This window comes from Ferrovibrio sp. MS7, from assembly GCF_038404985.1.
GTDB lineage: Bacteria > Pseudomonadota > Alphaproteobacteria > Ferrovibrionales > Ferrovibrionaceae > Ferrovibrio > Ferrovibrio plantarum.
Map to the genome: position 1 here is coordinate 820,733 of NZ_JBBKBA010000001.1, position 20,224 is coordinate 840,956.

Genomic DNA, 20,224 nt, shown 5'->3' on the forward strand with positions numbered 1-20,224 from the left:
GGCAACAACATGCCGGCATTCGACACCATCCTGATTGCCAATCGCGGCGAGATTGCCTGCCGCGTGATCCGCTCGGCGCGCGCGCTGGGCTACCGCACGGCGGCGGTGTATTCCGAGGCCGATGCCGGGGCACCGCATGTCATGCTGGCCGATAGCGCGCGCTGCATCGGTCCGGCCGAGGCGCGGCAAAGTTATCTCAATGCCGATGCGATCATCGCCGCAGCCAAGGAAATGCGCGCCGGCGCGGTGCATCCGGGCTATGGCTTCCTGTCCGAGAATGCCGATTTCGCCGCCGCCTGTGCGGCAGCCGGACTGGTATTCATCGGCCCGCCGGCATCAGCGATTGCCGCCATGGGCAACAAGGCGGCCGCCAAGCGCCGCATGATCGAGGCCGGCGTGCCTTGCGTGCCGGGCTATCAGGGGGCTGACCAGTCGGATGCGGTGCTGCTGGCAGAGGCCAGGCGTATCGGCCTGCCGGTGATGGTGAAGGCGGCAGCTGGTGGCGGCGGGCGCGGCATGCGCCTGGTGCATGAGGAAAGCGCGCTGCTGGCGGCGATCCAGGGCGCGCGCTCGGAAGCCGAGAATGCCTTCGGCTCGGCTGAACTCATTCTCGAAAAAGCCGTGATTGACGGCCGCCATGTCGAAATCCAGGTCTTTGGCGATAGCCATGGCAATGTGATCCACCTCGCCGAACGCGATTGCAGCGTGCAGCGCCGGCATCAGAAGGTGATCGAGGAAGCGCCGTCGCCGGCGGTGAATGCCGATCTGCGCGCCCGCATGGGCGCGGCGGCGGTGGCGGCGGCCAAGGCGATAGGCTATGTCGGCGCCGGCACGGTGGAATTTCTGCTTTCTGCGGAGGGCGAGTTCTACTTCCTCGAAATGAATACCCGCCTGCAGGTGGAGCATCCGGTAACGGAAGCCATCACCGGGCTGGATCTGGTGGCGTTGCAACTGCGCGTCGCCGCTGGCGAGGCGTTGCCGCTCACCCAGGCAGATCTGGCGCTCAGCGGTCACGCCATCGAAGTGCGGCTCTATGCCGAGGCACCGCATAAGGGCTTCCTGCCACAGAGTGGCGTGCTGGATGTCTGGCAGCCGCCTCAGGCAGAAGGCATCCGTGTCGATCATGGGCTGCGTCCAGGCCAGGAGATCACGCCATTCTACGATCCGATGATCGCCAAGATCATCGCCCATGGCGCCACCCGCGAGGCAGCCCGCCGCCGCCTGATCCGCGCGCTGGAGGAAACCGTGGCGCTCGGCATCGAGACCAACCGCAGCTTCCTGCTCGATCTGCTGCGCCATGACGGTTTTGCTGCCGGCGCCGCCACCACGCGCTTCATCCCGCAGCATTTCGAAAAACCGGCGGCTCCCGAGGCTGATGCGAAAGCCATCGCCTTGGCGGCAGCCTTGCTCTATGAGCACGATGCGGCAAAGTTTGGCCATGACGCGGCCGCTGCCTGGTCGAGCAACAATGTGCTGGCCTCGCCCTTCGATCTGCGGCTCGGCGATGACGGCACGCCGCAACGCGGCAGTATCGCGCCGCTGAAAAATCGCGGCTATCGCGTCACGCTCGGCGATGCGGCGATAGCGGTGGAGCTGATGGGTGCGGACCGGGCGCGGCTGGATGGCGAAGAGGCCGGCTTTGCCGCGCAGTTCCGCCGCGATGACCTGCTGCTGAAACTCGGCGCGCTGGACCTGGCTGTGCGCGATGCCACCTATGCGCCGCGCGGCGGCGAAGGCGGCGCCGGCGATGCCGAATTGCGCGCGCCGATGAACGGCAAGATCGTTGCTGTGCTGGCGCAGCCCGGCGATGCCCTGCGCAAGGGCCAGGCGGTGCTGATCCTGGAAGCGATGAAGATGCAGCATGAAGTGGCAGCAAGGCTGGATGGCCAGTTGGAAAGCCTGGCGGTGAAGCCCGGTGATCAGGTGGCGACACGGCAATTGCTCGCCGCGCTGAAGCCGGCGTGAGCCAGGCCGATGGCTGTCAGTATTCGCCCGGCCCGGCTTGAGGATCTCGAAGGTTATCTCGCCTGCCTCGACCGTGTGGCACGCGAGCGTATCTATATTGCTTTCACGACAGCGCCTTCGCCACAGCAGGCACAGGGCTTCATGGCGCAGATGCTGAAGCGGCGACTGCCTTTCGTGGTTGCCGAGGCGGCAGCGGAAGGCATCGTCGGTTGGTGCGACATCTATGCCGAGCCGGATAGCGATCAACGCCCCGGATTCGGTCATGTCGGGCGCCTCGGCATGGGCCTGGATAGCGGGCATCGCCGCCAGGGCCTGGGCGAAGCCATGCTGCACGCCGCGCTGGACCAGACCGCCCATTGCGGCATCGAGCGGGTGGAATTGCAGGTCTATGCCTCCAACGCGCCGGCCATCGCGCTTTACCGTAAATTCGGCTTCGAGACCGAAGGCATGAAGCGGCGGGCGCGCAAGATCGATGGCCGTTACGACGATATCCTGATCATGGCACGACTGCGGCCGCCGCAAGGCTAGCAGCGAGCCAGGATTAAACTGTGGGAACGATCATGCAAAAGCACTCGCCCTATTTCACCGCCGACCATGACGCCTTCCGCGACCAGCTCCGCCGCTTCGTGGCGAAGGAGCTGGAGCCTTTCGCCGACGCCTGGGACGAAGCCGGTGAATTCCCGCGTGCGCTATACCGCAAGGCTGCCGAATTCGGCCTGCTGCAACTGAATTTTCCGGAAGAATACGGCGGCGTGAAAGCCGACCGGCTTTATGCCGTGATCGTTGGCCAGGAACTGGCGCGCTGCGGTGCCGGCGGTGTCTGTGCCTCGCTCTTGAGCCACACCATCGGTGCCCCGCCGATCGCCAAGCTCGGCTCGGATCAAATGAAGGCGCGCGTGCTGCCGGCAATCCTGGCCGGCGAAAGGATTTCCGCGCTCGCCATCACTGAACCGGGCGGTGGCTCCGATGTTGCCAACCTGCGCACTTTGGCGCGGCGCGAGGGCGATTATTACATCGTGAAGGGCGAGAAAACCTTCATCACCTCAGGCATGCGCGCCGATTACTACACCGTGGCGGTGCGCACCGGTGGCCCCGGCATGGGCGGCATCTCGCTGCTGCTGATCGAACGCGATACGCCCGGCTTCACGCGCACACCGCTGAAAAAGATGGGCTGGTGGGCCTCCGATACGGCAACGCTGCATTTCGACGATTGCCGCGTGCCGGTGGCAAACCTGATCGGCGCCGAGAATGCCGGTTTTCTCGGCATCATGATGAACTTCAATGATGAGCGGCTCGGTCTGGCCTCATCCTGTGCCGGCTTCGCCCGCGTCGCCTATGATGAAGCGGTAGCCTATGCGCAATTGCGCGAGACCTTTGGCAAAAAACTGATCAAGCACCAGGTGATCCGCCACAAGCTGATCGACATGGCGCAGCGTATCCATGCCACCGAGGCGATGCTGGAAAACATCGCCTGGCGGCTCGATCAGGGCGAAAGCCCGGTGGCGGAATTGTGCATGCTTAAGAACCAGGCGACTCAGACGCTGGCCTTCTGCGCGGCGGAAGCGGTGCAGATTTTCGGCGGTGCCGGTTTCATGCGCGGCGCTAAGGTGGAACGCATCTACCGTGAGGTGAAGGTGAATGCCATCGGCGGCGGCGCCGAGGAAATCATGAAGGATCTCGCCAGCCGCCAGATGGGCTGGTAGGGCGGGCGTCAGCCCACTGAATCGTACTGGCGGTTCTTGTCCAGCCAGTCTTCGGCGCGGTTCACAAGCTGCTGGATGGCCGGGCTCTGCTCCGGCTTGTAGCGCTGCACAAAGTCGCGCAGCAACCGCGCCGCTTCCGCCGATTGCCCCTTGTCGTGATAGCTGATGGCGTGCAGATAGCCGGCATTCGCCACCGTCTCGCGCAGCTTGGCGTCGCGGGTATCGCCATAGCGCGTGGCTATATCCTGATAGGCAGCGATGGCTTCGTCATGCATGCCGATCACGGTGTAGACCACGCCCTTGGTCAGCAGCACGGTGGCGATGCCACGGCTGCGCTCGGGCTCCGGCTTGGCCTCGGCGGCGGCGATCTGCTTGTCCAGCTCGCCGATGGATTCTTCGACCTTGCCACGGCTCTGGCGCAGGCCGATGGCGTTGGCCTTGGCCGACATGGCATTGGCGGCTAGGTCGCGCAGGCTGTTTTCCTTGGCGTTGCCGAAGCGGGCGCCCACGGCATCGAAGGCAGTGATGGCAACGTCGTAACGCTGCAACTGCACCAATGCCTGGCCGCGCAGCAGCCCGGCGCGGGCGGAAACCTCGCGCATCTGCAGCGCCGGGCGCTCGCCGGTCTTGCGCAGAGCGGCATCGCAGAGCGGCAGCACCTCTGCCGGCCGCTTCTGCCGGAACAGGATAAGCGCCTTGTTCACCTGCGCCCGGGCCACGGCGAAGATCACCGCATCCTCGGTGCGGCTGTCGAACTGGCCGATCAAGCGGTCATAGAGCGCCAGGGCTTGGGCTTGCTGGCCCATGCTGTCGAGCATCGACGCCTGGTTGCCGAGTGCCTGGGCGGCATAGGCAATGGCCTGGCGGGTGCCCGAGAGTGCGCCGACTTCGGCGGTGCGCGCGAAGCTGGCCACGGCTTCCTGTCGCCGCTGGTTTTCCGCCAGCAGCACGGCCTTGCGCCAATGGGCTTCGGTCACTTCCTGGCGCACGTCGTTGTTGCTGTTGCTGCCATGGCTGCCGATCACCGCGTCATAGGCTGCCAGGGCATCGTCGGTCAGCTTGCGTTCGCCCAGGCTCTGGCCCAGGCGGATGCCCAGCTTGGCGCAGGCAACGGCCAGCGGTACGGTGGCAATCGGCGCAGGACAAAAGCGTTCCATCGCCTGGCGGTAGGTCTGCTCACCCTGCAGCCGCTCGCCCAGCGCCACCTGCGCTTCGCCGGTATAAAGCTGCCCGGTGGCAACGGCGCGGCGCTGGGCCGGCTCGACATCATTGCCGTAAAGCCGCGCCAGCTCCTGATAGGCGGCGATTTCCTCGCGGCGCTGGCCAAAGGCCTTGTGCAATTGGCCCTTGTTCAGCCAGGCCAGCGCCAGATCGTTGCGCGCCGAACTGGTGCTGGTGTCACCCCATTCGGTGAGGATGCGGTTATATATCGCCAGCGCCTCGCCGAATTGCTGCGCACCGAAATACAGGCCGGCCTTGCGCATCTGGTTGGTGATCTTGATGCCGGGCATGACGGCCATGCGCGTGGCATCGTCATAGGCCTTGGCCTGGGCTTCCTCAGTCGTGGTCAAGGCCCGGCTCTTGACCTGGCTGGCCATTGGCGGTGGGGTGGTGGGTGTCGGAACCGGTGCCTGGCTGGCGCTCGTGACCGGCGGACTGCCGGACGGCTGGTTGGTCTGGCAGCCGGTCAGGGCAAGCAGCAGGACCGCGGCAGGAAGCCAAGCGAGGCGGATCTTGGTCATGGCGATCACGGCGTTTGGGGTAATTTCCCCTTCAAAGTAGCGGATGTGCCATGTCGTTGCAATTATTGGAAGATGAATTCCAGGGAAATCGGGCGTAGAGAATGCAGATAGCGAATTTACCCTTTGGCACCACCGACTGGTCGGATGTGCCGGTCACCGAGCATAAGGGTGAAACCGGCATGGCCTATTGGCGCACGCGCCAGTTCGGCCCGATCCGGGTGCGCCGCGTCGATTACACGCCGGGCTACCTGGCGGATCATTGGTGCGTGAAGGGGCATATCCTGTTCGTGCTGGAAGGCGAGCTGGTGACGGAGCTGGAGGATGGCCGCGTTTTCACGCTTGGGCCGGGCCAGAGCTATCAGGTCGCCGACAATGCCGAGCCGCACCGCTCGCGCACGGCGGTGGGCGCTAAACTGTTCATCGTCGACTGATCAGGCCGGCTTGGCGTGGCCGCCATTCGGCGCGGCCTTCTTGCCGGCCTGCTGCTGTTCGTCGGCGCGCAGGCGCGTGGCGGAAAGCTCGCCGGTCTGCTCCAGGATCGGATAGGCCACCGCCGTCAGGTGGCTGTTGATGCGCTTGAGGTCGCGGATCACGTCGAGATGGATGGCGCTGGTCTCGATGCTTTCGGCACGGCCGGCGGCAAGGCGGCGGTAATGATTCTCGGCGGCCATGCGCTCGGCCTCGCGCAGAGACGCCTTCTCCTGCAGCAATTGCCGCGCCAGCTTGGCGTCGCTGGCCATGAACACGTTGCAGGCCATCTGCAGGTTGCCGGCGACACGGGCATGGAACTCGGCCAGTTCCTGCATGCCCTCAGGCGAGAAATGCAGGCGATGCTTGATCTTCTTCGCCGCCAGTTCCATCAGGTTCTTGTCGATGATGTCGCCGATATGCTCGAGATTGGTGGTGAAGGTCAGCACATCGACATAGCGGCGGCTTTCTTCGGCATCCATTTCGTGGTTCGAGAGCTTGGTGAGATAGAGCTTGATCGCCTCATGCAGCTTGTCGACCTGGTCATCGGCCTGTTCCACCGCCTTGGCCAGCCGCGCATCGTCGGTCTTGAACACGGTGATGGCGTCATCCAGCATGCGGCTCACGGTATCGGAAAGCCGCAGCGTTTCGCGCGCCGCAGCGGCCAGCGCCACGGAGGGCGTGTCCAGCGCGCCGGAATCGAGATAGCGCGGCTTGGTGCTGTCTTCCGCGGTCGGCGCATCGGGCAGCAGGCGGCGGCAAAGCAGTTCGACCTGGGCCAGCAGCGGCAGAAACAGCAGCGCCAGCGCCAGATTGAACGCGGTGTGGAAATGCACCGCCAGGCGCGGGCCTTCCAGGCCCAGCGCGCCGAGCCATTGCGGCACGAAGGAGAGCAGCGGCAGCGCGATCACCACGCCGATGGCGCGCATCAACAGGTTGCCGAGCGGCGCGCGCCGCGCGGCAGGCGTCTGGCCGGCCGTGGCGGCGAACGGCGCCACGGCGCCGCCGATATTGGCGCCAAGCACCAGGGCGAGCGCCAGCGGCACGGAAATCGCCCCGGCGGACGCCAGGCCAACCAGCATCAGCACGATGGCAAGGCTGGAATGTGCCGCCCAGGTGATCAGCGCGGCCAAAGCCACGGCGAGCAGCGGTTCCTGCGCCAGCGGCGCCATCACGGTGGCGAAAGCGGAGGCGTTGCGCAAAGGCTCGGAGGCGGCAACGATCAGGCGCAGGGCCAGCAGCAGCAGGCCGAAGCCGATGAACAGGCGGCCGACATGGCGGCGATTGCCGCTTTCGGTGGAGAGGAACAGGCCGACGCCGATCACCAGGGCCAGCGGCCCCATCCAATGCAGGTCGAGCGAAAGGAGCTGCGCCGCCAGCGTGGTGCCTACATCGGCGCCCAGCATCACCGCCAGGGCGGCGGCGGGGCCGATCAGGCGGCGGCCGGCGAAGGAGGCAACCAGCATCGCGGTAGCGGTGGCCGATTGCAGCAAAGCGGTGACGCCGATACCGGCGGCGAAGGCGGAAAAGCGGTTGCGGGTGGCACTGCCGAGCAGCCGGCGCAGCCGGGCGCCGAAGGCGCGGGTCATGCCGGTGCGCACCATGCGCACACCCCACAGCAGCAGGGCGATGCCGGCGGCAAGGTCGAGCAACAGAGCGGTGGCACCCATCAGGCGGTGGACTCCTCAGGACGAAAAGTGAAGGACAGGGCCAGGTCAGATCAAACAGGTGGAACCCGGCACGAATCCATTGTTACAGTTTTATTACACCCAAAAGTCATTAGCACAAAAGCAATTTACAAACCCTTTGCGGCGCAAAAATGGCTAGTGTCCGCCGGATGGCTGAGGGGCGGCCCGGCAACGGTCGTGGGGGCGACTGGAGGTCGGCGGCGGGCCGATTCATGGCTGCAACCGGCATGAGGCGCTCGACGTGGTTCGTGCGCAACACGGCGGACAAACCCCGAATGGTTGATAAAACAGCCACTTGTTTTTATGCTGGCCGGCAATCATCGCCAGAATTCCAACATAACCGGGCCAATGCGAACCGTCGGATCCAACCGCGATACCACTGAAAAGGCCATTCGCGAAGCGGCCATCAACATCATCGCACGTCATGGCTTCAAGGCCGCCAGCCTGCGCATGATCGCCAAGGAAGTCGGCATCCAGGCCGGCTCGCTCTACAATTACATCAAGAGCAAGGAAAGCTTCCTGTTCGAGCTGCTGCGCGATCATCTGCAGTCGATGATCTCGGAATACCAGGAGCGCACCGCGAACGAGAGCGATCCCTACAAGCGGCTGCTAATCTATATCGACATCCACCTGAATTTCCATATCCACCGGCAGATGGAAGTGTTCATCGGCAACATGGAGCTGCGCAATCTCTCCAAGCCGCATTACAAGACCATCACCGGCCTGCGCGATGCCTATTCCAACCTGCTCACCGGGCTGATCAAGGAAGGCAACAAGACCGGCCTGCTGACTGTGGAGGATCCGCGCGTCACCACCTTCGCCATCATCTCGCTGCTGTCCGGCGTCTGCTACTGGTACCAGCCGGGCGGGCGTCTGTCGGAAAAGGAAGTGCGCGACACCCATACCGCCATGGTGTTCCGCCTGCTGGGCCTCAAGGCGCCGCCAAAAGGCCGCTGAAGCAGGCCGCTCGTCGCTGCCAGTCACCAGTCGCAGCCAGTCAGTCGCTTCCCGTGCGCTTGGCCGATTTCGTCACGGCGAATTGCGGGAAATAGCGCGCCACCACCGGGCTGGTCAGGGCCCAGGAATAGCATTGATCGAGGAAGAACGGCAGGCCGTTCTTGCCGGCCGGCGCACCGCGCTCGGCCATGAATTCCTCGCGATAGGGCGAGATGGTCTGGAAGGCGGCGGTGGCGATATTGTAGAGCAGTTCGCGTAAATGCGAGCAGCCGGCGGTGCCGCGCATGCGCTCGTCCACGGCGCGGCGCCAGCCGCCCCCCAGGGTAATGCCGATGAAGCTGGCGGCATCGGCGGCGGCGCCGGCACAGAAGCTGAAGGGGATCGCGCGCATCTCGAAATGCGCGTCGCGGATCACCAGCGCGTCATCCACCGTCAGCCGCGCCAGCATGTGATGCACCGGGGTACCCGGCGGCATCCGGCCGCGCTCGCGGTCGGCATAGGCATAGGGCTTGGTGTCGCAAAGTTCGCCCTCGATATCCCACAGGCCATCTTCGCGCAGATAGCCGCGATAGGTGGTCTGGCGGGTATGCAGGTGGCGGCGTGGTGCCGGCTCTGGAAGCGGAAGAGAAAGTGGAAGCGGGCCAGACATCGCGGTCACGTCAGCATATAGGCGCCATCGGCCGGCAGCACCGCGCCGGTGAGATAGCTGGCGGCCGGCGAGGCGAGGAACAGCACGATGCTGGCAATTTCAGCGGGCTGCGCGAAACGGCCCAGCGGCGTGCGGGTGAGCATCTTCTCGGCATGGCGCTTCTGGCTGGTGAGATGCGCCACCATCGGCGTTTCCACCACGCCCGGCGCAATCGCATTGACGCGCACGCCCGCCGGACCAAGTTCAGTCGCCAGCGCCTTGGTCAGCCCGGCCACGGCATGCTTGGAGGCCGTGTAGCCGAGCGAAACCGAGCCGGCGATGAAGGCTTCGGTGGAGGCCATGTTGATGATGCAGCCGCGGCTCTGCACCAGGGCTTCGCGGCAGGCATGGGCAAGATAGAGCGGCGCCAGGGCATTGATGCGGTAGAGCTGCTCATACACCGCCGGCGCATCCGGATCGGCTAGGCGGTTGAGCTGATAACGCCCAGCATTGTTCACCAGCAGGTCGATCCGGCCGAAGGCGGCCAGCGCCTCGGCGATGGCCTTGGCCGAAGCCGCCGCATCGGTGATATCGCAAGGCAGCAGCAGGCAGTCTGTTTCGGCGGCGCCGATCTCACGCCGGGTTTCCTCCAGTGCCGTGCGTTCGAGATCCAGCAACGCCAGCCGGGTGCCTTCGCGATGCAGGGCGGCGGCGATGGCGCGACCGATGCCGCCGCCCGCACCGCTGATCACGGCCACATGCTCGGATGTCCCAGAGGCTGGCATCACTAGAAGGCGCGCTTGAAGCCGAAATAGCGTTCGGCGATCAGGTTGCGGCACATCTCGTCATTCAGCGGCGCGAAGGCGTAGAGCCGGTGGTCGCGGTAGTAGCGCTGCATCGGCGCGGCGGTGTCGAAGCCGGCGGCGCCCATGATCTCCATGCCGATATCGGTGGCCTGCTTCACCACATTGGAGGCGGTCAGCTTGATCATCGAACTGGCGACGTCGATGGCGCCGCCTTCCTCGTCGCGCTTCGCCGCATCGAGCAGGAACAGCCAGGCCATCTCGAAGGCGGTGGCGACATTGGCCAGCTTGTGCTGCACCGGATGCAGTTCCGAGAGCGTGCGGTTGAAGGCCGGGCGCTGCTTGGCGTATTCGGCGGCATAATCGAAGGCGCCCTTGGCGATGCCCAAGGCCACGGCGGCGGCATTGAGGCGCTCGGCATTCAGCGTCGCCAGCACCTGGCGGAAGCCCTGGCCCTCGACGCCGATCAGGTTTTCTTCCTGCACGAACACATCATCGAAGAAGACCTGGCAGGTATCGTAGCCGTTGATGGCGAAGGTCTCGACCTCGCGGGCAGTCACGCCTTTCGCCTTGCTCGGCACCAGCAGCATGGAAACGCCATCGGTCTTGCCTTCGGCGGTACGCGCGAGCACGATATAGAAATCGGAGGTGACGGCGCCGCTGATCCACATCTTGGCGCCGTTCAGCTTGTAGCCGCCAGCCACTTTCTGCGCCTTGGTTTTCATCGCGCGCAGGATGTCAGTGCCGCCGCCGGCTTCGGTGAGGCAGAAGGACGCCTTCACGCGGCCGGCCGCCAGCGGCACCAGATAGGCCTGCTTCTGCGCCTCGGTGGCATTGTCCTTCAGCAGCCGGGTGATCAGGAACTGCACCACGCAGAACACCGCCATCGAAGTGGCCATGCCGCCGAGCGTGCAGAGCGCGATCATATGCTCGGTGCTGCCGCCGCTGCCGCCATAGCGTTCGTCGACGCCAAGGCCGAGCACGCCGAGATCGCCCAGCGCCGCATGCAGGTCGGTATCGAAGGTTTTGCGCGCATCCAGCGCCTGGGTTTTTTCCAGGGGTGAGATTTTCTGGATGGTCTTGATCAGCGCGTCCTGGAACAGGACCTGCTCTTCGGAAAGGCGATTCATCTGGCACCGGTGATTTGACAGCAACGATGTCGGCAATTATAAAAACAAACAACCGTTAGTCAAACGGAATCGCTGGCCGACCTGTCTGGATGCTTGAGCTGTTCGGATACCGGTATGGCGATAGATGCGAGCGAAAGGAGAGGCGGGCTTGGCCATGATCCGCCGCAGCATTCACTATAGTATACGTCTCCGCCCGGTGCGGCGGGCAGAGGCGCTGGATTGCCTGTTTGATTTTCACCGCCCGCTGCGCAGCCTGCCGGGAATCAGCCGTGCCTTCAGCCGGCGCGGCGGTGTACTCGGTCTGCGCATCTGCGAGGCTGGCGGCACCTGCTTCATCGAGCGGCGCTTGAGCCAATCGGCCCGGCATCTGGGCTATTGCATCGTGTCGGCGCCGATGCCGGTGGTGAGCTACCGCGCCGAAATCCGCTACCGTCCCGGCGCAAGCGCCGATCTGCTGTGGCATTGCAGCTTCCTGGTCGATGCCAGCCAGGTCGAAAGCATGACGCGATTTTTCACCGGACTTTACCGCCGCAGCCTGCAGCCCTGGATGCTGCCGGGCTCGGCGCGGCTGCGTATCACCTGACTTCCCCATGAGCGTGAGAACCATGAGCTACCAGACAATTGCCTTCACCGTGGATGCCGATGGCGTCGCCACCCTGACGCTGAACCGGCCCGAGATGAAAAACGCCATGAATGGCGAAATGTATGACGAGGCCCGCGCCGTGGTGGCCGAAGTCGACCGCGACCCGGCGATCCGCGTGCTGGTGCTGACCGGCGCCGGCACCGCTTTCTGCTCCGGCGGCGATTTCAAATACCAGCAGAGCCAGGCCAGCCGGCAGCACGCCGCGCGCATCGCCGAGGCGAGCAAGCTGGCTTTGTGGCTGCGCGAACTCGACACGTTGTCGAAGCCGCTGGTCGGTCGCATCAATGGCGCCGCCTATGGCGGTGGGCTTGGCCTGGTCTCGGTCTGCGATGTCGCGGTGGCCAGCGCGGCGGCGAAATTCTGCCTCTCCGAAGTCAGCCTCGGCCTGCTGCCGAGCATGATTTCGCCTTATGTGGTGCGCAAGATGGGCATCTCCAATGCGCGCGCGCATTTCCTCAATGCCGCCGTGTTCGATGCCGACAAGGCATGCAGCATGGGTATTGTGCATGACGTGGCGCCGGAAGCGGAACTCGATGCTGCCGTGCGCCGCCAGGTCGCCCTGTTCCTACGCTGCGCACCGGGCGCCATTGCCGCCACCAAGCGGCTGGTCGATTTCGTCGACCGCCACGGCTATGAGGAGAATTTCTCCTATACCGTCGACCGTGTGGCCGAAATGTGGTCGTCGGAAGAAGCGGCGGAAGGCATCAACAGCTTTCTCGGCAAGCGCAAGCCGGCCTGGGCCAAGGCCGGCTGAAGGCGCCTGGATGTTGCGGTTTGCGCTTGACAGCGGACAGGTCTCGCCATAGAAAGAAACAAACACCTGTTAGTTTAATTTCCGGAACCCGAATCCCATGCCGTCCGCCACGTCCTTGCCGAAGCTGCTCGTCGCCAACCGGGGCGAGATCGCCTGCCGCGTCATCCGCGCCGCCAAGGCGCTGGGCCTAGGCAGCGTCGCGGTCTATTCCGAGGCCGATGCGGCGGCGCCGCATGTGGCTTTGGCCGATGAGGCAGTGCTGATTGGCCCGGCGCCGGCGCAGAAAAGCTATCTCGATGGCGCCCGCATCATTGCCGTGGCGAAGGAAACCGGCGCCACGCTGATCCATCCGGGTTATGGTTTCCTGGCCGAGAATGCCGGTTTCGCCGAAGCCTGCGCCGCCGCTGGCATCACCTTTGTCGGCCCGACCCCGGCACAGATTCGCGCCATGGGCGACAAGGAATGCGCGCGCCGCACGGCCGCCGCCGCCGGTGTGCCGGTGTTGCCGGGCAGCGATCAGGTGCCGGCGAATGACGAGGCGGCTTTGCATCTGGCGCGCGGCATCGGCTATCCGCTGCTGATCAAGGCGGCGGCGGGTGGCGGTGGCATCGGCATGCGGCTGGTTGCGGCCGAGGCCGATCTGCTGGCAGCGCTTGCCGCCACGCGTAATCTCGCGGCCAAGGCTTTCGGCAATGAGGCGGTGTATTTCGAACGCTATGTGGCGCGGGCGCGGCATATCGAGGTGCAGGTCTTCGGCCTCGGTTCGGCCGGCGCGGTGCATCTGTTCGAGCGCGAATGCTCGTTTCAGCGCCGGCATCAGAAGGTGATCGAAGAGGCGCCGGCGCCGAATCTGCCGCAGGCGCTGCGCCAGGCGATGGCCCAGGCGGCGGTGGATCTGGCCCGCTCGCTCGATTATGTCGGCGCCGGCACCATCGAATTCCTCTACGACGAAACGCGCGAAGGCTTCTACTTCCTGGAGATGAACACCCGCATCCAGGTGGAGCATCCGGTGACCGAGGAAATCACCGGTCTTGATCTGGTGGCGGCGCAGATCCGCCTGGCGCTGGGCCAGGCGCTGCCGGATTTCGTGCAGGCGGATATCGTGGCGGCGGGTCATGCCATCGAGGCACGGCTCTATGCCGAGCGTCCAGCGAAGAATTTCCTGCCCGCGCCAGGCCTGATCGAGCGGCTGCGGCTGGAGGTGATGCCCGGTATCCGCGTCGAAAGCGGCTATGCGGAAGGCCAGAAAGTGACACCGTTCTACGATCCGATGATCATGAAGATTGTCGCCCATGGCGCCGACCGTGGTGAAGCCCTGGCGCGGCTGGATGCGGCGCTGGCGGCGCTCGATATTGTCGGCATCGAAACCAACCGGGATTTTCTGCGCCGCCTGATCGCGCATCCGGAAGCCGCTGCCGGCCGCGCCTATACCCGTTTCATAGAAGAGCACCTGACCGAACTGGTTGCCTGAGGAGAACGACCATGGCCGCTGAAACCCCATTCCTGGCCAATCAAGAGAAGCTGGCGCGGCTGGCCTCGCGCTATGTCACCGTGGCCGACCTGCCGTGGAAGCCGACGCCGACACCCGGCATCGACATGAAGATCCTGCTGCAGGACAAGGATACCGGCCTGCTTACCGCCCTGTTCCGCTGGGAACCGGGCACCTCGCTGGCGCTGCATGAGCATGTCGAGATCGAGCAGACCTATGTGCTGGAAGGCAGCATCGTCGATGACGAGGGCGAGGTGCGGGCCGGTGATTATGTCTGGCGTCCGAAGGGCAACCGCCATCTGGCGCGCTCGCCCAATGGCGCGCTGGTGATTTCCTTCTTCCTCAAGCCCAACAAGTTCCTGCTCGGCGATCTCGCCGGCAAGGAACTGGTGTGATCCGTTAGCCGGAGTAGCCGCGATGTCCGATCTGCCGCGTTTTGTCCGTATCCATGAGGAAGGCCCGCGCGAGGGCTTCCAGATCGAGGCCGCCACCATTCCCACCGCCGAGAAGGTGGCTTTCATCGAGGCTTTGGCGGAAACCGGCATCAAGCAGATCGACTGCGTTTCCTTCGTCAATCCGCAGCGCGTGCCGGGCATGGCCGATGCCGAGGACGTGATCCGCTTCATCCGCAAGAAGCCGGGCGTGCGCTATACCGGCTTGTGGCTCAACACCAAGGGTTTGCTGCGCGCGTTGCAGACGCCGGTGGATGTGGTTGGCGCCATCCGCGTCACCGCGTCGGAGACTTTCTGCATCAAGAATACCGGTATGGATGTGGCACAGACGCTGGCGGAACAGCGACGCTGGATCGCCATTTACAAGGAACACAAGCTGCCGGTGGAGTGGGGTTATGTGATGACCGCCTTCGGCTGCAATTACGAAGGCTTCGTGCCACCGGCCCGGGTGGTGGAGATGGTTGGCCATGTGCTCGATCTGGCGGCGGAAGCCGATATCAAGCTGCAGGGCGTCTATCTCGCCGACACGGTGGGCTGGGGCACGCCGCTGGCGATGGAGCGGGTAATCGGCGCGGTGCGCGAACGCTGGCCGGATCTGCCGCTGGCGCTGCATCTGCACGATACGCGCGGCACCGGCCTGAGCAATGCCTATGCCGCCCTGCGCCTCGGCGTGGCGCAGTTTGACACCACCTGCGCCGGGCTTGGCGGCTGTCCCTTTGCCGGGCATCAGGGCGCAGCTGGCAATATCTGCACCGAGGACATGGTGTTCATGTGCCATGAGATGGGCCTCGATACCGGCATCGATATCGACAAGCTGATCGATTGCGCCCATATGGCGGAACGCATCGTCGGCCATCCGCTGCCGGGCAAGGTGATGCGCGGCGGTAGCCTGACGCGCTATCGCAAGTCGGCGTGAGGCCGTGGCGATGACCGGATTGCTGTTCGAACCGCTGCTGCTGGGTGCCTGGAGCCTGCCTAACCGCATCGCCATGGCGCCGATGACCCGCTCGCGGGCCGGTGCCGACGATGTGCCGACGGCGCTGAATGCCGAATACTATGCGCAGCGCGCCGATGCCGGCCTGATCATCGCCGAAGCGGCGCAGATCACGCCCGAGGCCCAGGGCTATCCGCGCACGCCGGGCATCTACAACGATGCCCAGGTGTCTGGTTGGCGCCAGGTGACCGATGCCGTGCATAAAGCGGGCGGCCGCATCGTGCTGCAGCTCTGGCATGTCGGCCGCATCTCGCATGCCGAGAATCGCCGCACGGCGGAAGCGCCGGTGGCGCCTTCTGCCTTGGCCGCGCAAGGCAAGATTTTCACGCCCCAGGGCGTGCGCGATTTCCAGCAGCCGCGCGGCCTGCGCACGGAAGAACTGCCGCGCCTCGCCGCCGATTATGCAGCAGCGGCACGCCGCGCGCTCGCCGCCGGCTTCGATGGTGTCGAGATTCATGCCGCCAATGGCTATCTGATCGACCAGTTCCTGCATGCCTCATCGAATCAACGCGACGACCGCTATGGCGGCAGTATCGAGAATCGCTGCCGGCTGCTGTTCGAGATCTGCGAAGCGGTCTGCGCCGCTGTCGGCGCCGACCGGGTGGGCGTGCGGCTTTCGCCCTTCGGCACTTTCAATGATGTGGATGATCCCGAGCCGGAAGCCCTGTTCGCGGCGGCAATCCAGGGCCTCAACCGCTTCGGGCTGGCCTATCTGCATGTCATCAACCTGGAAGTCACCGGCGACCGCTGGAGCAAGGCCACCGGCGCCGCCGTGGTGCGTTTCGCGCGCCAGCATTACCAGGGCAAGCTGATGGCTGCCGGCGGCTATAGCCGCGAAAGCGCCGAGGCCGCCTTGCGCGAGGGCCAGGCCGATATCATCGCCTTCGGCCGTCCGTTCATTGCCAATCCGGACCTGCCCTACCGCCTGCGCCGTGGCCTCGACCTGGCCGAGCCGCAGCGCGCCACCTTCTACACCGAAGGGCCGCAGGGCTACACCGACTATCCCCGCCTGCAGCCGAATTGAGGAGAGCAATATGACCAGTCGCACCAGCGTCACAGCCAATGAAGCTACTCTGTTGCAGGCCGCGCTCATGCGCGGCGGCAATGCCGCGCTTACCCGATTGTTCGGCATTGCGCTGGGCATCGCCCTGCTCACCGCCGGCGCGAAGATTTCCGTGCCGTTCTGGCCGGTGCCGATGACGATGCAGACTTTCGCGGTGCTGATCGTTGGTGCCAGCCTGGGCCGCGCTGCTGGCGCTGCTTCGGTGCTCGGCTATCTCGGCCTCGGCGCCGCCGGCCTGCCGGTCTTCGCCGGTATTGCCGCCGGCCCGGCCTATTTGATGGGGCCGACTGCCGGCTACCTGCTTGGCTTCGTGGTGGCTGCTGCCTGCATCGGCTGGATTGCTGAACGCAAGGTTGAGCGCCGTATGCTGACATTGACGCTCGGTGGTATTGCCGCCATGGCGCTGATCTATGCCTGCGGGGCCGGCTGGCTGGCGCTGCAGATCGGTGCGCAAAAGGCCTGGGCGGTTGGCGTGCTGCCTTTCCTGCTGGGTGATGCGCTGAAAATCGGCCTCGCGGCGTTGCTGCTCCGTGGTCTGGAGCGCGTTGCGCGCCGCGCCTGAGCGGCTGTCGAAACAACAAGAAAACCGGCGCGCGGCGGTGATTTTGCTTGACCCGCCGCGCGTCTCAAATTAAACAAACAGGTGTTAGTTTATATAATCAGGCTGCGGCCTGTATGAGTCCGGGCGCAAGCCTGGAATAAACATCGGGAGGAAACGATGAATAAGTTCAAAACCCTGCGTGGTTGTCTGCTGGCCGCCGCCGCTATGCTGCTCGGTGCCAATGGCGCCATGGCACAGGAAACCATCAAGATCGGCGCGGTCTATGCCACGTCCGGCCCGGCCAGCTTCCTGGGCATTCCGGAAGAGCGCGGCCTGCGCCTGCGCGCCGAGGAAGTGAACAAGAATGGCGGCATCAATGGCCGCAAGGTCGAAGTCATCGTCTATGACACCGAAGGCAACGGCACCAAGGCGGCGCAGCAGATCCGCCGCCTGATCGACTCCGACAAGGTGCATATCGTGTTCGGCCCGTCCAGCTCCGGCGAAAGCCTGCTGGTGCTGCCGATCGCCAATGAATCCAAGGTGCCGATCATCATGCATGCCGGCACCGAGAAGGTGGTGGTGCCGCCGACGCCTTATGGCTTCAACACCCCGCCGACCGACCGCGTCGTCGCCGCGCATCTGCTCGGCGTGTTCAAGAAGCGCGGCATCACCAAGCTCGGCCTGCTGACGGCGGCCGATGGTTTCGGCCAGTCCGGCGCCAATGTGGTGAAGGAGCAGGCGGCGGAATACGGCGTCACCGTGGTGCAGCATGAGGAATTCAACCGCCAGGACCCGGATATCACCGCCCAGGTGCTGCGCGTGAAGAATTCCCCGGCCCAGGCGGCGCTGGTCTGGTCGGCCTTCCCGGCCCCCACCATCATCCTGAAGAATGCCGCTGCCGTCGGCCTGAAGATCCCGATGTATAACAGCTTCGCCGCTGCCAGCCGCGACCTGCTGGTGCAGGGCGGCAAGGATGCCGAGGGCACCTTTGTGTCGTCGATGCGTCTGCTGGCGCCGGAAACGCTGAAAGACGGCGACCCGGCCAAGGCGATCGTGCTGAAGATCTACAACGATTATAAGGCGAAGTATAACGAGGCGCCGGCAACCTTCGTAGCGCATAGCTACGACTCGATGCTGATCCTCGAGGAAGCCGTGAAGAAGATCGACGGCCCGATCACCCGCGACAAGATCCGCGATGCCATGGAAAAGGTGACGGTGACCGGCGGCAACGGCACCTTCAAGCTGTCGCCGCAGCAGCATGGCCTGAGCGCCGAATCAAACTCGATGGTGCTGCTGGTGGCCAAGAACGGCGAGTGGCTGGTGGACGAATAAGTCACCGCGCATCGTCACGGCTTAAGGAACGCGAGCGATGATTTACCAGATCGTGGTATCCGGTCTGACCCTGGGGGCGATCTACGCTTTGATCGCCATCGGCTTCACCATCGTCTTTTCGACGATGAAGCTGATCAACTTCGCCCATGGCGAATTCGTCATGGCGGGTGGCCTGGTCTACGGCTTCCTTCACTTCGCTGTTGGAATGCCGGTGCTGGCCGCGGCTGGTCTTTCGCTCGCGCTCTGCTGCCTGTTCGGCTGGCTGGTCTATGTCCTGGGCGTAAAAGGTGTGGATAGTTCCAACCACATCGCCCAGGTGATGATCACGCTCGGCCTCGGCATCACCGCCAAGGGCATCGCCCAGGTGGTGATCGGCAAGAATACCGTGTTCCCGCCGGCTCTGCCGGGCCTGCCGCCGCTGGCCATGGGCGGCATCACCATCGCGCCGCAATCGCTGTGGATCGTGATTGCCCTGGTGCTGTTCATGGCGGCGCTCTATCTGGTGCTGAAATACACCTGGCTCGGCCTCAGCATGCGTGCCGTGGCGATCAATGGCTATGCCGCGGTGCTGATGGGCATTTCACCCAACCGCACGTCTGCCGCTGCCTTCGTTGTCGCCGGCCTGCTCGGCGGCGCCGCCGGCATCCTGCTGGCGCCGCTGGCTTCCGCCAGCTACGACAACGGCATCTTCCTCGGCATCAAGGGCTTTGCCGCCGCCATTCTCGGCGGCATCGGTAATCCTGTTGGCGCTGTGATCGGTGGCCTGGTGCTCGGCCTCGCCGAAGCGGTAGCCGCCGGCTATATCAGCTCGATCTACAAGGATGCCATCACGCTGTCGCTGTTGCTGGTGATCCTGCTGCTGCGGCCGCAGGGATTGATCGGCGAAAAGCTGCCGCAGAAACTCTAGGGCCGCCCCATGTCTCCCGCGACCGACCGCATCCTCACCATCCTGCTGCTGCTGTTGCTGCCAGTGCTGAGCCTGTCAACCGGCAATACCTTCTACAAGTCGATGCTGGTTTTCGGCATCATCAATGCCATCGCCGCCATCGGCCTGTGCATGATGCTGGGCTTTGCCGGCCAGATTTCGCTCGGCCAGTCGGCCTTCTTCGGCCTCGGCGCCTATGGCGCGGCGGTGATCGCCAACCGGACCGGCATCGAGCCGATCCTGGCGATCTTCGCCGGCGCGTTGATCGCCATGGCCGCCGGCTGGCTGATCAGCCGGCCGCTGTCGCGCCTGCATGATCACTACCTGGCGATGGCGACGCTGGCCTTCGGCATCATTCTCTACATCCTGTTCGCCAATGTCCGTTCGCTCACCGGCGGTCTCGATCCGGGCATCAATATCGGTCGCCTGACCCTGTTCGGCCTCGATCTTTCCTCCACCGCCTCGTTCTTCTGGGCCGCCTGGGTGATGCTGCTGCTCACGGTGTTCATCGCCACCAATGTTTCCTCCAGCAAGCTCGGGCGTTCGCTGCTGGCAATGAAGATGGCGCCGCTCGCCGCCGCCAGCGTCGGCATTGACACGCTGCGCGCCAAGGCGTTCGTGTTTGCCATCGGTGCTTTGTTCACTGGCCTGGCCGGCGGGCTCTATGCCTATTACGCCCGTTCCTTCAATGCCTCCGCCTTCGGCATCGGTTATGCCATCGAATTGCTGATGATGGTGGTGATCGGCTCGCTCAACCGCGTCTCCGGGGCTATCGTCGGCGCCTTCATCATCACCGTACTGCCGGTGCTGTTCGACCAGTTCGAGGATTACAAGACGCTGATCTTCGGCATCACCATGGTGCTGATCATGAAATACATGCCGTCCGGCCTGGTCGATGCGGTATTCTCGCTGTTCGGCCGTCTGCGCCGCCGCGTGGTGAGCTGACG

20 protein-coding genes are annotated in these 20,224 nt (G+C 64.6%); 15 read left to right on the forward strand and 5 right to left on the reverse strand.

What is annotated here, in order from left to right:
* The first annotated feature begins 9 nt into the window (after positions 1–9).
* Genes V6B08_RS03850 through V6B08_RS03860 form a run of 3 tightly spaced genes read left to right on the forward strand, consistent with a single transcriptional unit; the run spans position 10 to position 3,668 of the window.
* Positions 10–1,965, forward strand: coding sequence for an acetyl/propionyl/methylcrotonyl-CoA carboxylase subunit alpha (locus V6B08_RS03850; RefSeq protein ID WP_341978292.1), 1,956 nt, complete (start codon positions 10–12; stop codon positions 1,963–1,965).
* Between the two features lie 9 nt (positions 1,966–1,974).
* Positions 1,975–2,493 (forward strand): GNAT family N-acetyltransferase, encoded by a 519-nt coding sequence (locus tag V6B08_RS03855; RefSeq protein WP_341978294.1) that lies wholly within the window; start codon positions 1,975–1,977, stop codon positions 2,491–2,493.
* A 32-nt stretch (positions 2,494–2,525) separates the two neighbouring features.
* Positions 2,526–3,668: an acyl-CoA dehydrogenase family protein gene (locus V6B08_RS03860; RefSeq protein WP_341978296.1), complete on the forward strand. Its 1,143-nt coding sequence runs from the start codon at positions 2,526–2,528 to the stop codon at positions 3,666–3,668.
* An 8-nt stretch (positions 3,669–3,676) separates the two neighbouring features.
* On the opposite strand, the gene V6B08_RS03865 is transcribed toward V6B08_RS03860, so the two are convergent.
* A complete protein-coding gene (locus V6B08_RS03865; protein WP_341978298.1) occupies positions 3,677–5,239 on the reverse strand; it encodes a tetratricopeptide repeat protein in 1,563 nt (520 codons plus the stop codon).
* 272 nt (positions 5,240–5,511) lie between these two features.
* Here V6B08_RS03865 and V6B08_RS03870 point away from each other — a divergent pair, with 272 nt between their 5' ends.
* Positions 5,512–5,841: a DHCW motif cupin fold protein gene (locus tag V6B08_RS03870; protein ID WP_341978299.1), complete on the forward strand. Its 330-nt coding sequence runs from the start codon at positions 5,512–5,514 to the stop codon at positions 5,839–5,841.
* Here the strand turns inward: V6B08_RS03870 and V6B08_RS03875 are convergent, their stop codons facing one another.
* Positions 5,842–7,548 (reverse strand): Na/Pi cotransporter family protein, encoded by a 1,707-nt coding sequence (locus V6B08_RS03875; protein WP_341978300.1) that lies wholly within the window; start codon positions 7,546–7,548, stop codon positions 5,842–5,844.
* A gap of 366 nt (positions 7,549–7,914) precedes the next feature.
* On the opposite strand from V6B08_RS03875, the gene V6B08_RS03880 reads away from it, so the two are divergent.
* Positions 7,915–8,523 (forward strand): TetR/AcrR family transcriptional regulator, encoded by a 609-nt coding sequence (locus tag V6B08_RS03880; protein WP_341978301.1) that lies wholly within the window; start codon positions 7,915–7,917, stop codon positions 8,521–8,523.
* A gap of 40 nt (positions 8,524–8,563) precedes the next feature.
* On the opposite strand, the gene V6B08_RS03885 is transcribed toward V6B08_RS03880, so the two are convergent.
* From V6B08_RS03885 to V6B08_RS03895, 3 genes are read right to left on the reverse strand one after another with little or no spacing between them, the layout of a single operon-like run.
* Positions 8,564–9,172, reverse strand: a complete 609-nt coding sequence (locus V6B08_RS03885) for a DUF2889 domain-containing protein (protein WP_341978304.1) — start codon at positions 9,170–9,172, stop codon at positions 8,564–8,566.
* Between the two features lie 5 nt (positions 9,173–9,177).
* Complete coding sequence (locus V6B08_RS03890) at positions 9,178–9,936, reverse strand: SDR family NAD(P)-dependent oxidoreductase (protein ID WP_341978306.1); 759 nt, start codon at positions 9,934–9,936, stop codon at positions 9,178–9,180.
* A gap of 2 nt (positions 9,937–9,938) precedes the next feature.
* Positions 9,939–11,084, reverse strand: a complete 1,146-nt coding sequence (locus V6B08_RS03895; RefSeq protein ID WP_341978308.1) for an acyl-CoA dehydrogenase family protein — start codon at positions 11,082–11,084, stop codon at positions 9,939–9,941.
* A 148-nt stretch (positions 11,085–11,232) separates the two neighbouring features.
* Between V6B08_RS03895 and V6B08_RS03900 the strand changes: the two genes are divergently transcribed.
* The 10 genes from V6B08_RS03900 to V6B08_RS03945 all read left to right on the forward strand — a co-directional run bounded on the left by V6B08_RS03900 (position 11,233) and on the right by V6B08_RS03945 (position 20,222).
* On the forward strand, positions 11,233–11,667 hold the full coding sequence (locus V6B08_RS03900) for an SRPBCC family protein (protein ID WP_341978310.1): 435 nt from the start codon (positions 11,233–11,235) through the stop codon (positions 11,665–11,667).
* Positions 11,668–11,689: 22 nt separating this feature from the next.
* Entirely contained in the window at positions 11,690–12,481 is a 792-nt protein-coding gene (locus V6B08_RS03905; RefSeq protein WP_341978312.1) for an enoyl-CoA hydratase-related protein, read from the forward strand.
* A gap of 97 nt (positions 12,482–12,578) precedes the next feature.
* On the forward strand, positions 12,579–13,952 hold the full coding sequence (locus V6B08_RS03910; protein WP_341978314.1) for an acetyl-CoA carboxylase biotin carboxylase subunit: 1,374 nt from the start codon (positions 12,579–12,581) through the stop codon (positions 13,950–13,952).
* Positions 13,953–13,963: 11 nt separating this feature from the next.
* Positions 13,964–14,365, forward strand: coding sequence for a cupin domain-containing protein (locus tag V6B08_RS03915; RefSeq protein ID WP_341978316.1), 402 nt, complete (start codon positions 13,964–13,966; stop codon positions 14,363–14,365).
* Between the two features lie 22 nt (positions 14,366–14,387).
* The gene (locus tag V6B08_RS03920; protein ID WP_341978318.1) at positions 14,388–15,338 is read left to right on the forward strand and encodes a hydroxymethylglutaryl-CoA lyase; all 951 of its coding nucleotides are present in this window, start codon (positions 14,388–14,390) and stop codon (positions 15,336–15,338) included.
* A gap of 10 nt (positions 15,339–15,348) precedes the next feature.
* A complete protein-coding gene (locus V6B08_RS03925; RefSeq protein ID WP_341978320.1) occupies positions 15,349–16,440 on the forward strand; it encodes an alkene reductase in 1,092 nt (363 codons plus the stop codon).
* A gap of 10 nt (positions 16,441–16,450) precedes the next feature.
* Positions 16,451–17,041, forward strand: a complete 591-nt coding sequence (locus tag V6B08_RS03930) for a biotin transporter BioY (protein ID WP_341978322.1) — start codon at positions 16,451–16,453, stop codon at positions 17,039–17,041.
* A 156-nt stretch (positions 17,042–17,197) separates the two neighbouring features.
* Positions 17,198–18,352, forward strand: a complete 1,155-nt coding sequence (locus V6B08_RS03935; protein WP_341978324.1) for an ABC transporter substrate-binding protein — start codon at positions 17,198–17,200, stop codon at positions 18,350–18,352.
* Positions 18,353–18,389: 37 nt separating this feature from the next.
* Complete coding sequence (locus tag V6B08_RS03940; protein WP_341978326.1) at positions 18,390–19,259, forward strand: branched-chain amino acid ABC transporter permease; 870 nt, start codon at positions 18,390–18,392, stop codon at positions 19,257–19,259.
* A gap of 9 nt (positions 19,260–19,268) precedes the next feature.
* The gene (locus V6B08_RS03945; RefSeq protein ID WP_341978328.1) at positions 19,269–20,222 is read left to right on the forward strand and encodes a branched-chain amino acid ABC transporter permease; all 954 of its coding nucleotides are present in this window, start codon (positions 19,269–19,271) and stop codon (positions 20,220–20,222) included.
* The last annotated feature ends 2 nt before the right edge of the window (positions 20,223–20,224 follow it).

Coding starts and splice junctions, on each gene's coding strand:
- V6B08_RS03875 (WP_341978300.1), bottom strand. CDS start 7,548: ATGGGTGCCACCGCTCTGTTGCTCGACCTTGCCGCCGGCATCGCCCTG.
- V6B08_RS03855 (WP_341978294.1), top strand. CDS start 1,975: ATGGCTGTCAGTATTCGCCCGGCCCGGCTTGAGGATCTCGAAGGTTAT.
- V6B08_RS03930 (WP_341978322.1), top strand. CDS start 16,451: ATGACCAGTCGCACCAGCGTCACAGCCAATGAAGCTACTCTGTTGCAG.
- V6B08_RS03860 (WP_341978296.1), top strand. CDS start 2,526: ATGCAAAAGCACTCGCCCTATTTCACCGCCGACCATGACGCCTTCCGC.
- V6B08_RS03910 (WP_341978314.1), top strand. CDS start 12,579: ATGCCGTCCGCCACGTCCTTGCCGAAGCTGCTCGTCGCCAACCGGGGC.
- V6B08_RS03880 (WP_341978301.1), top strand. CDS start 7,915: ATGCGAACCGTCGGATCCAACCGCGATACCACTGAAAAGGCCATTCGC.
- V6B08_RS03870 (WP_341978299.1), top strand. CDS start 5,512: ATGCAGATAGCGAATTTACCCTTTGGCACCACCGACTGGTCGGATGTG.
- V6B08_RS03945 (WP_341978328.1), top strand. CDS start 19,269: ATGTCTCCCGCGACCGACCGCATCCTCACCATCCTGCTGCTGCTGTTG.
- V6B08_RS03905 (WP_341978312.1), top strand. CDS start 11,690: ATGAGCTACCAGACAATTGCCTTCACCGTGGATGCCGATGGCGTCGCC.
- V6B08_RS03940 (WP_341978326.1), top strand. CDS start 18,390: ATGATTTACCAGATCGTGGTATCCGGTCTGACCCTGGGGGCGATCTAC.
- V6B08_RS03925 (WP_341978320.1), top strand. CDS start 15,349: ATGACCGGATTGCTGTTCGAACCGCTGCTGCTGGGTGCCTGGAGCCTG.
- V6B08_RS03935 (WP_341978324.1), top strand. CDS start 17,198: ATGAATAAGTTCAAAACCCTGCGTGGTTGTCTGCTGGCCGCCGCCGCT.
- V6B08_RS03885 (WP_341978304.1), bottom strand. CDS start 9,172: ATGTCTGGCCCGCTTCCACTTTCTCTTCCGCTTCCAGAGCCGGCACCA.
- V6B08_RS03895 (WP_341978308.1), bottom strand. CDS start 11,084: ATGAATCGCCTTTCCGAAGAGCAGGTCCTGTTCCAGGACGCGCTGATC.
- V6B08_RS03915 (WP_341978316.1), top strand. CDS start 13,964: ATGGCCGCTGAAACCCCATTCCTGGCCAATCAAGAGAAGCTGGCGCGG.
- V6B08_RS03850 (WP_341978292.1), top strand. CDS start 10: ATGCCGGCATTCGACACCATCCTGATTGCCAATCGCGGCGAGATTGCC.
- V6B08_RS03890 (WP_341978306.1), bottom strand. CDS start 9,936: ATGCCAGCCTCTGGGACATCCGAGCATGTGGCCGTGATCAGCGGTGCG.
- V6B08_RS03920 (WP_341978318.1), top strand. CDS start 14,388: ATGTCCGATCTGCCGCGTTTTGTCCGTATCCATGAGGAAGGCCCGCGC.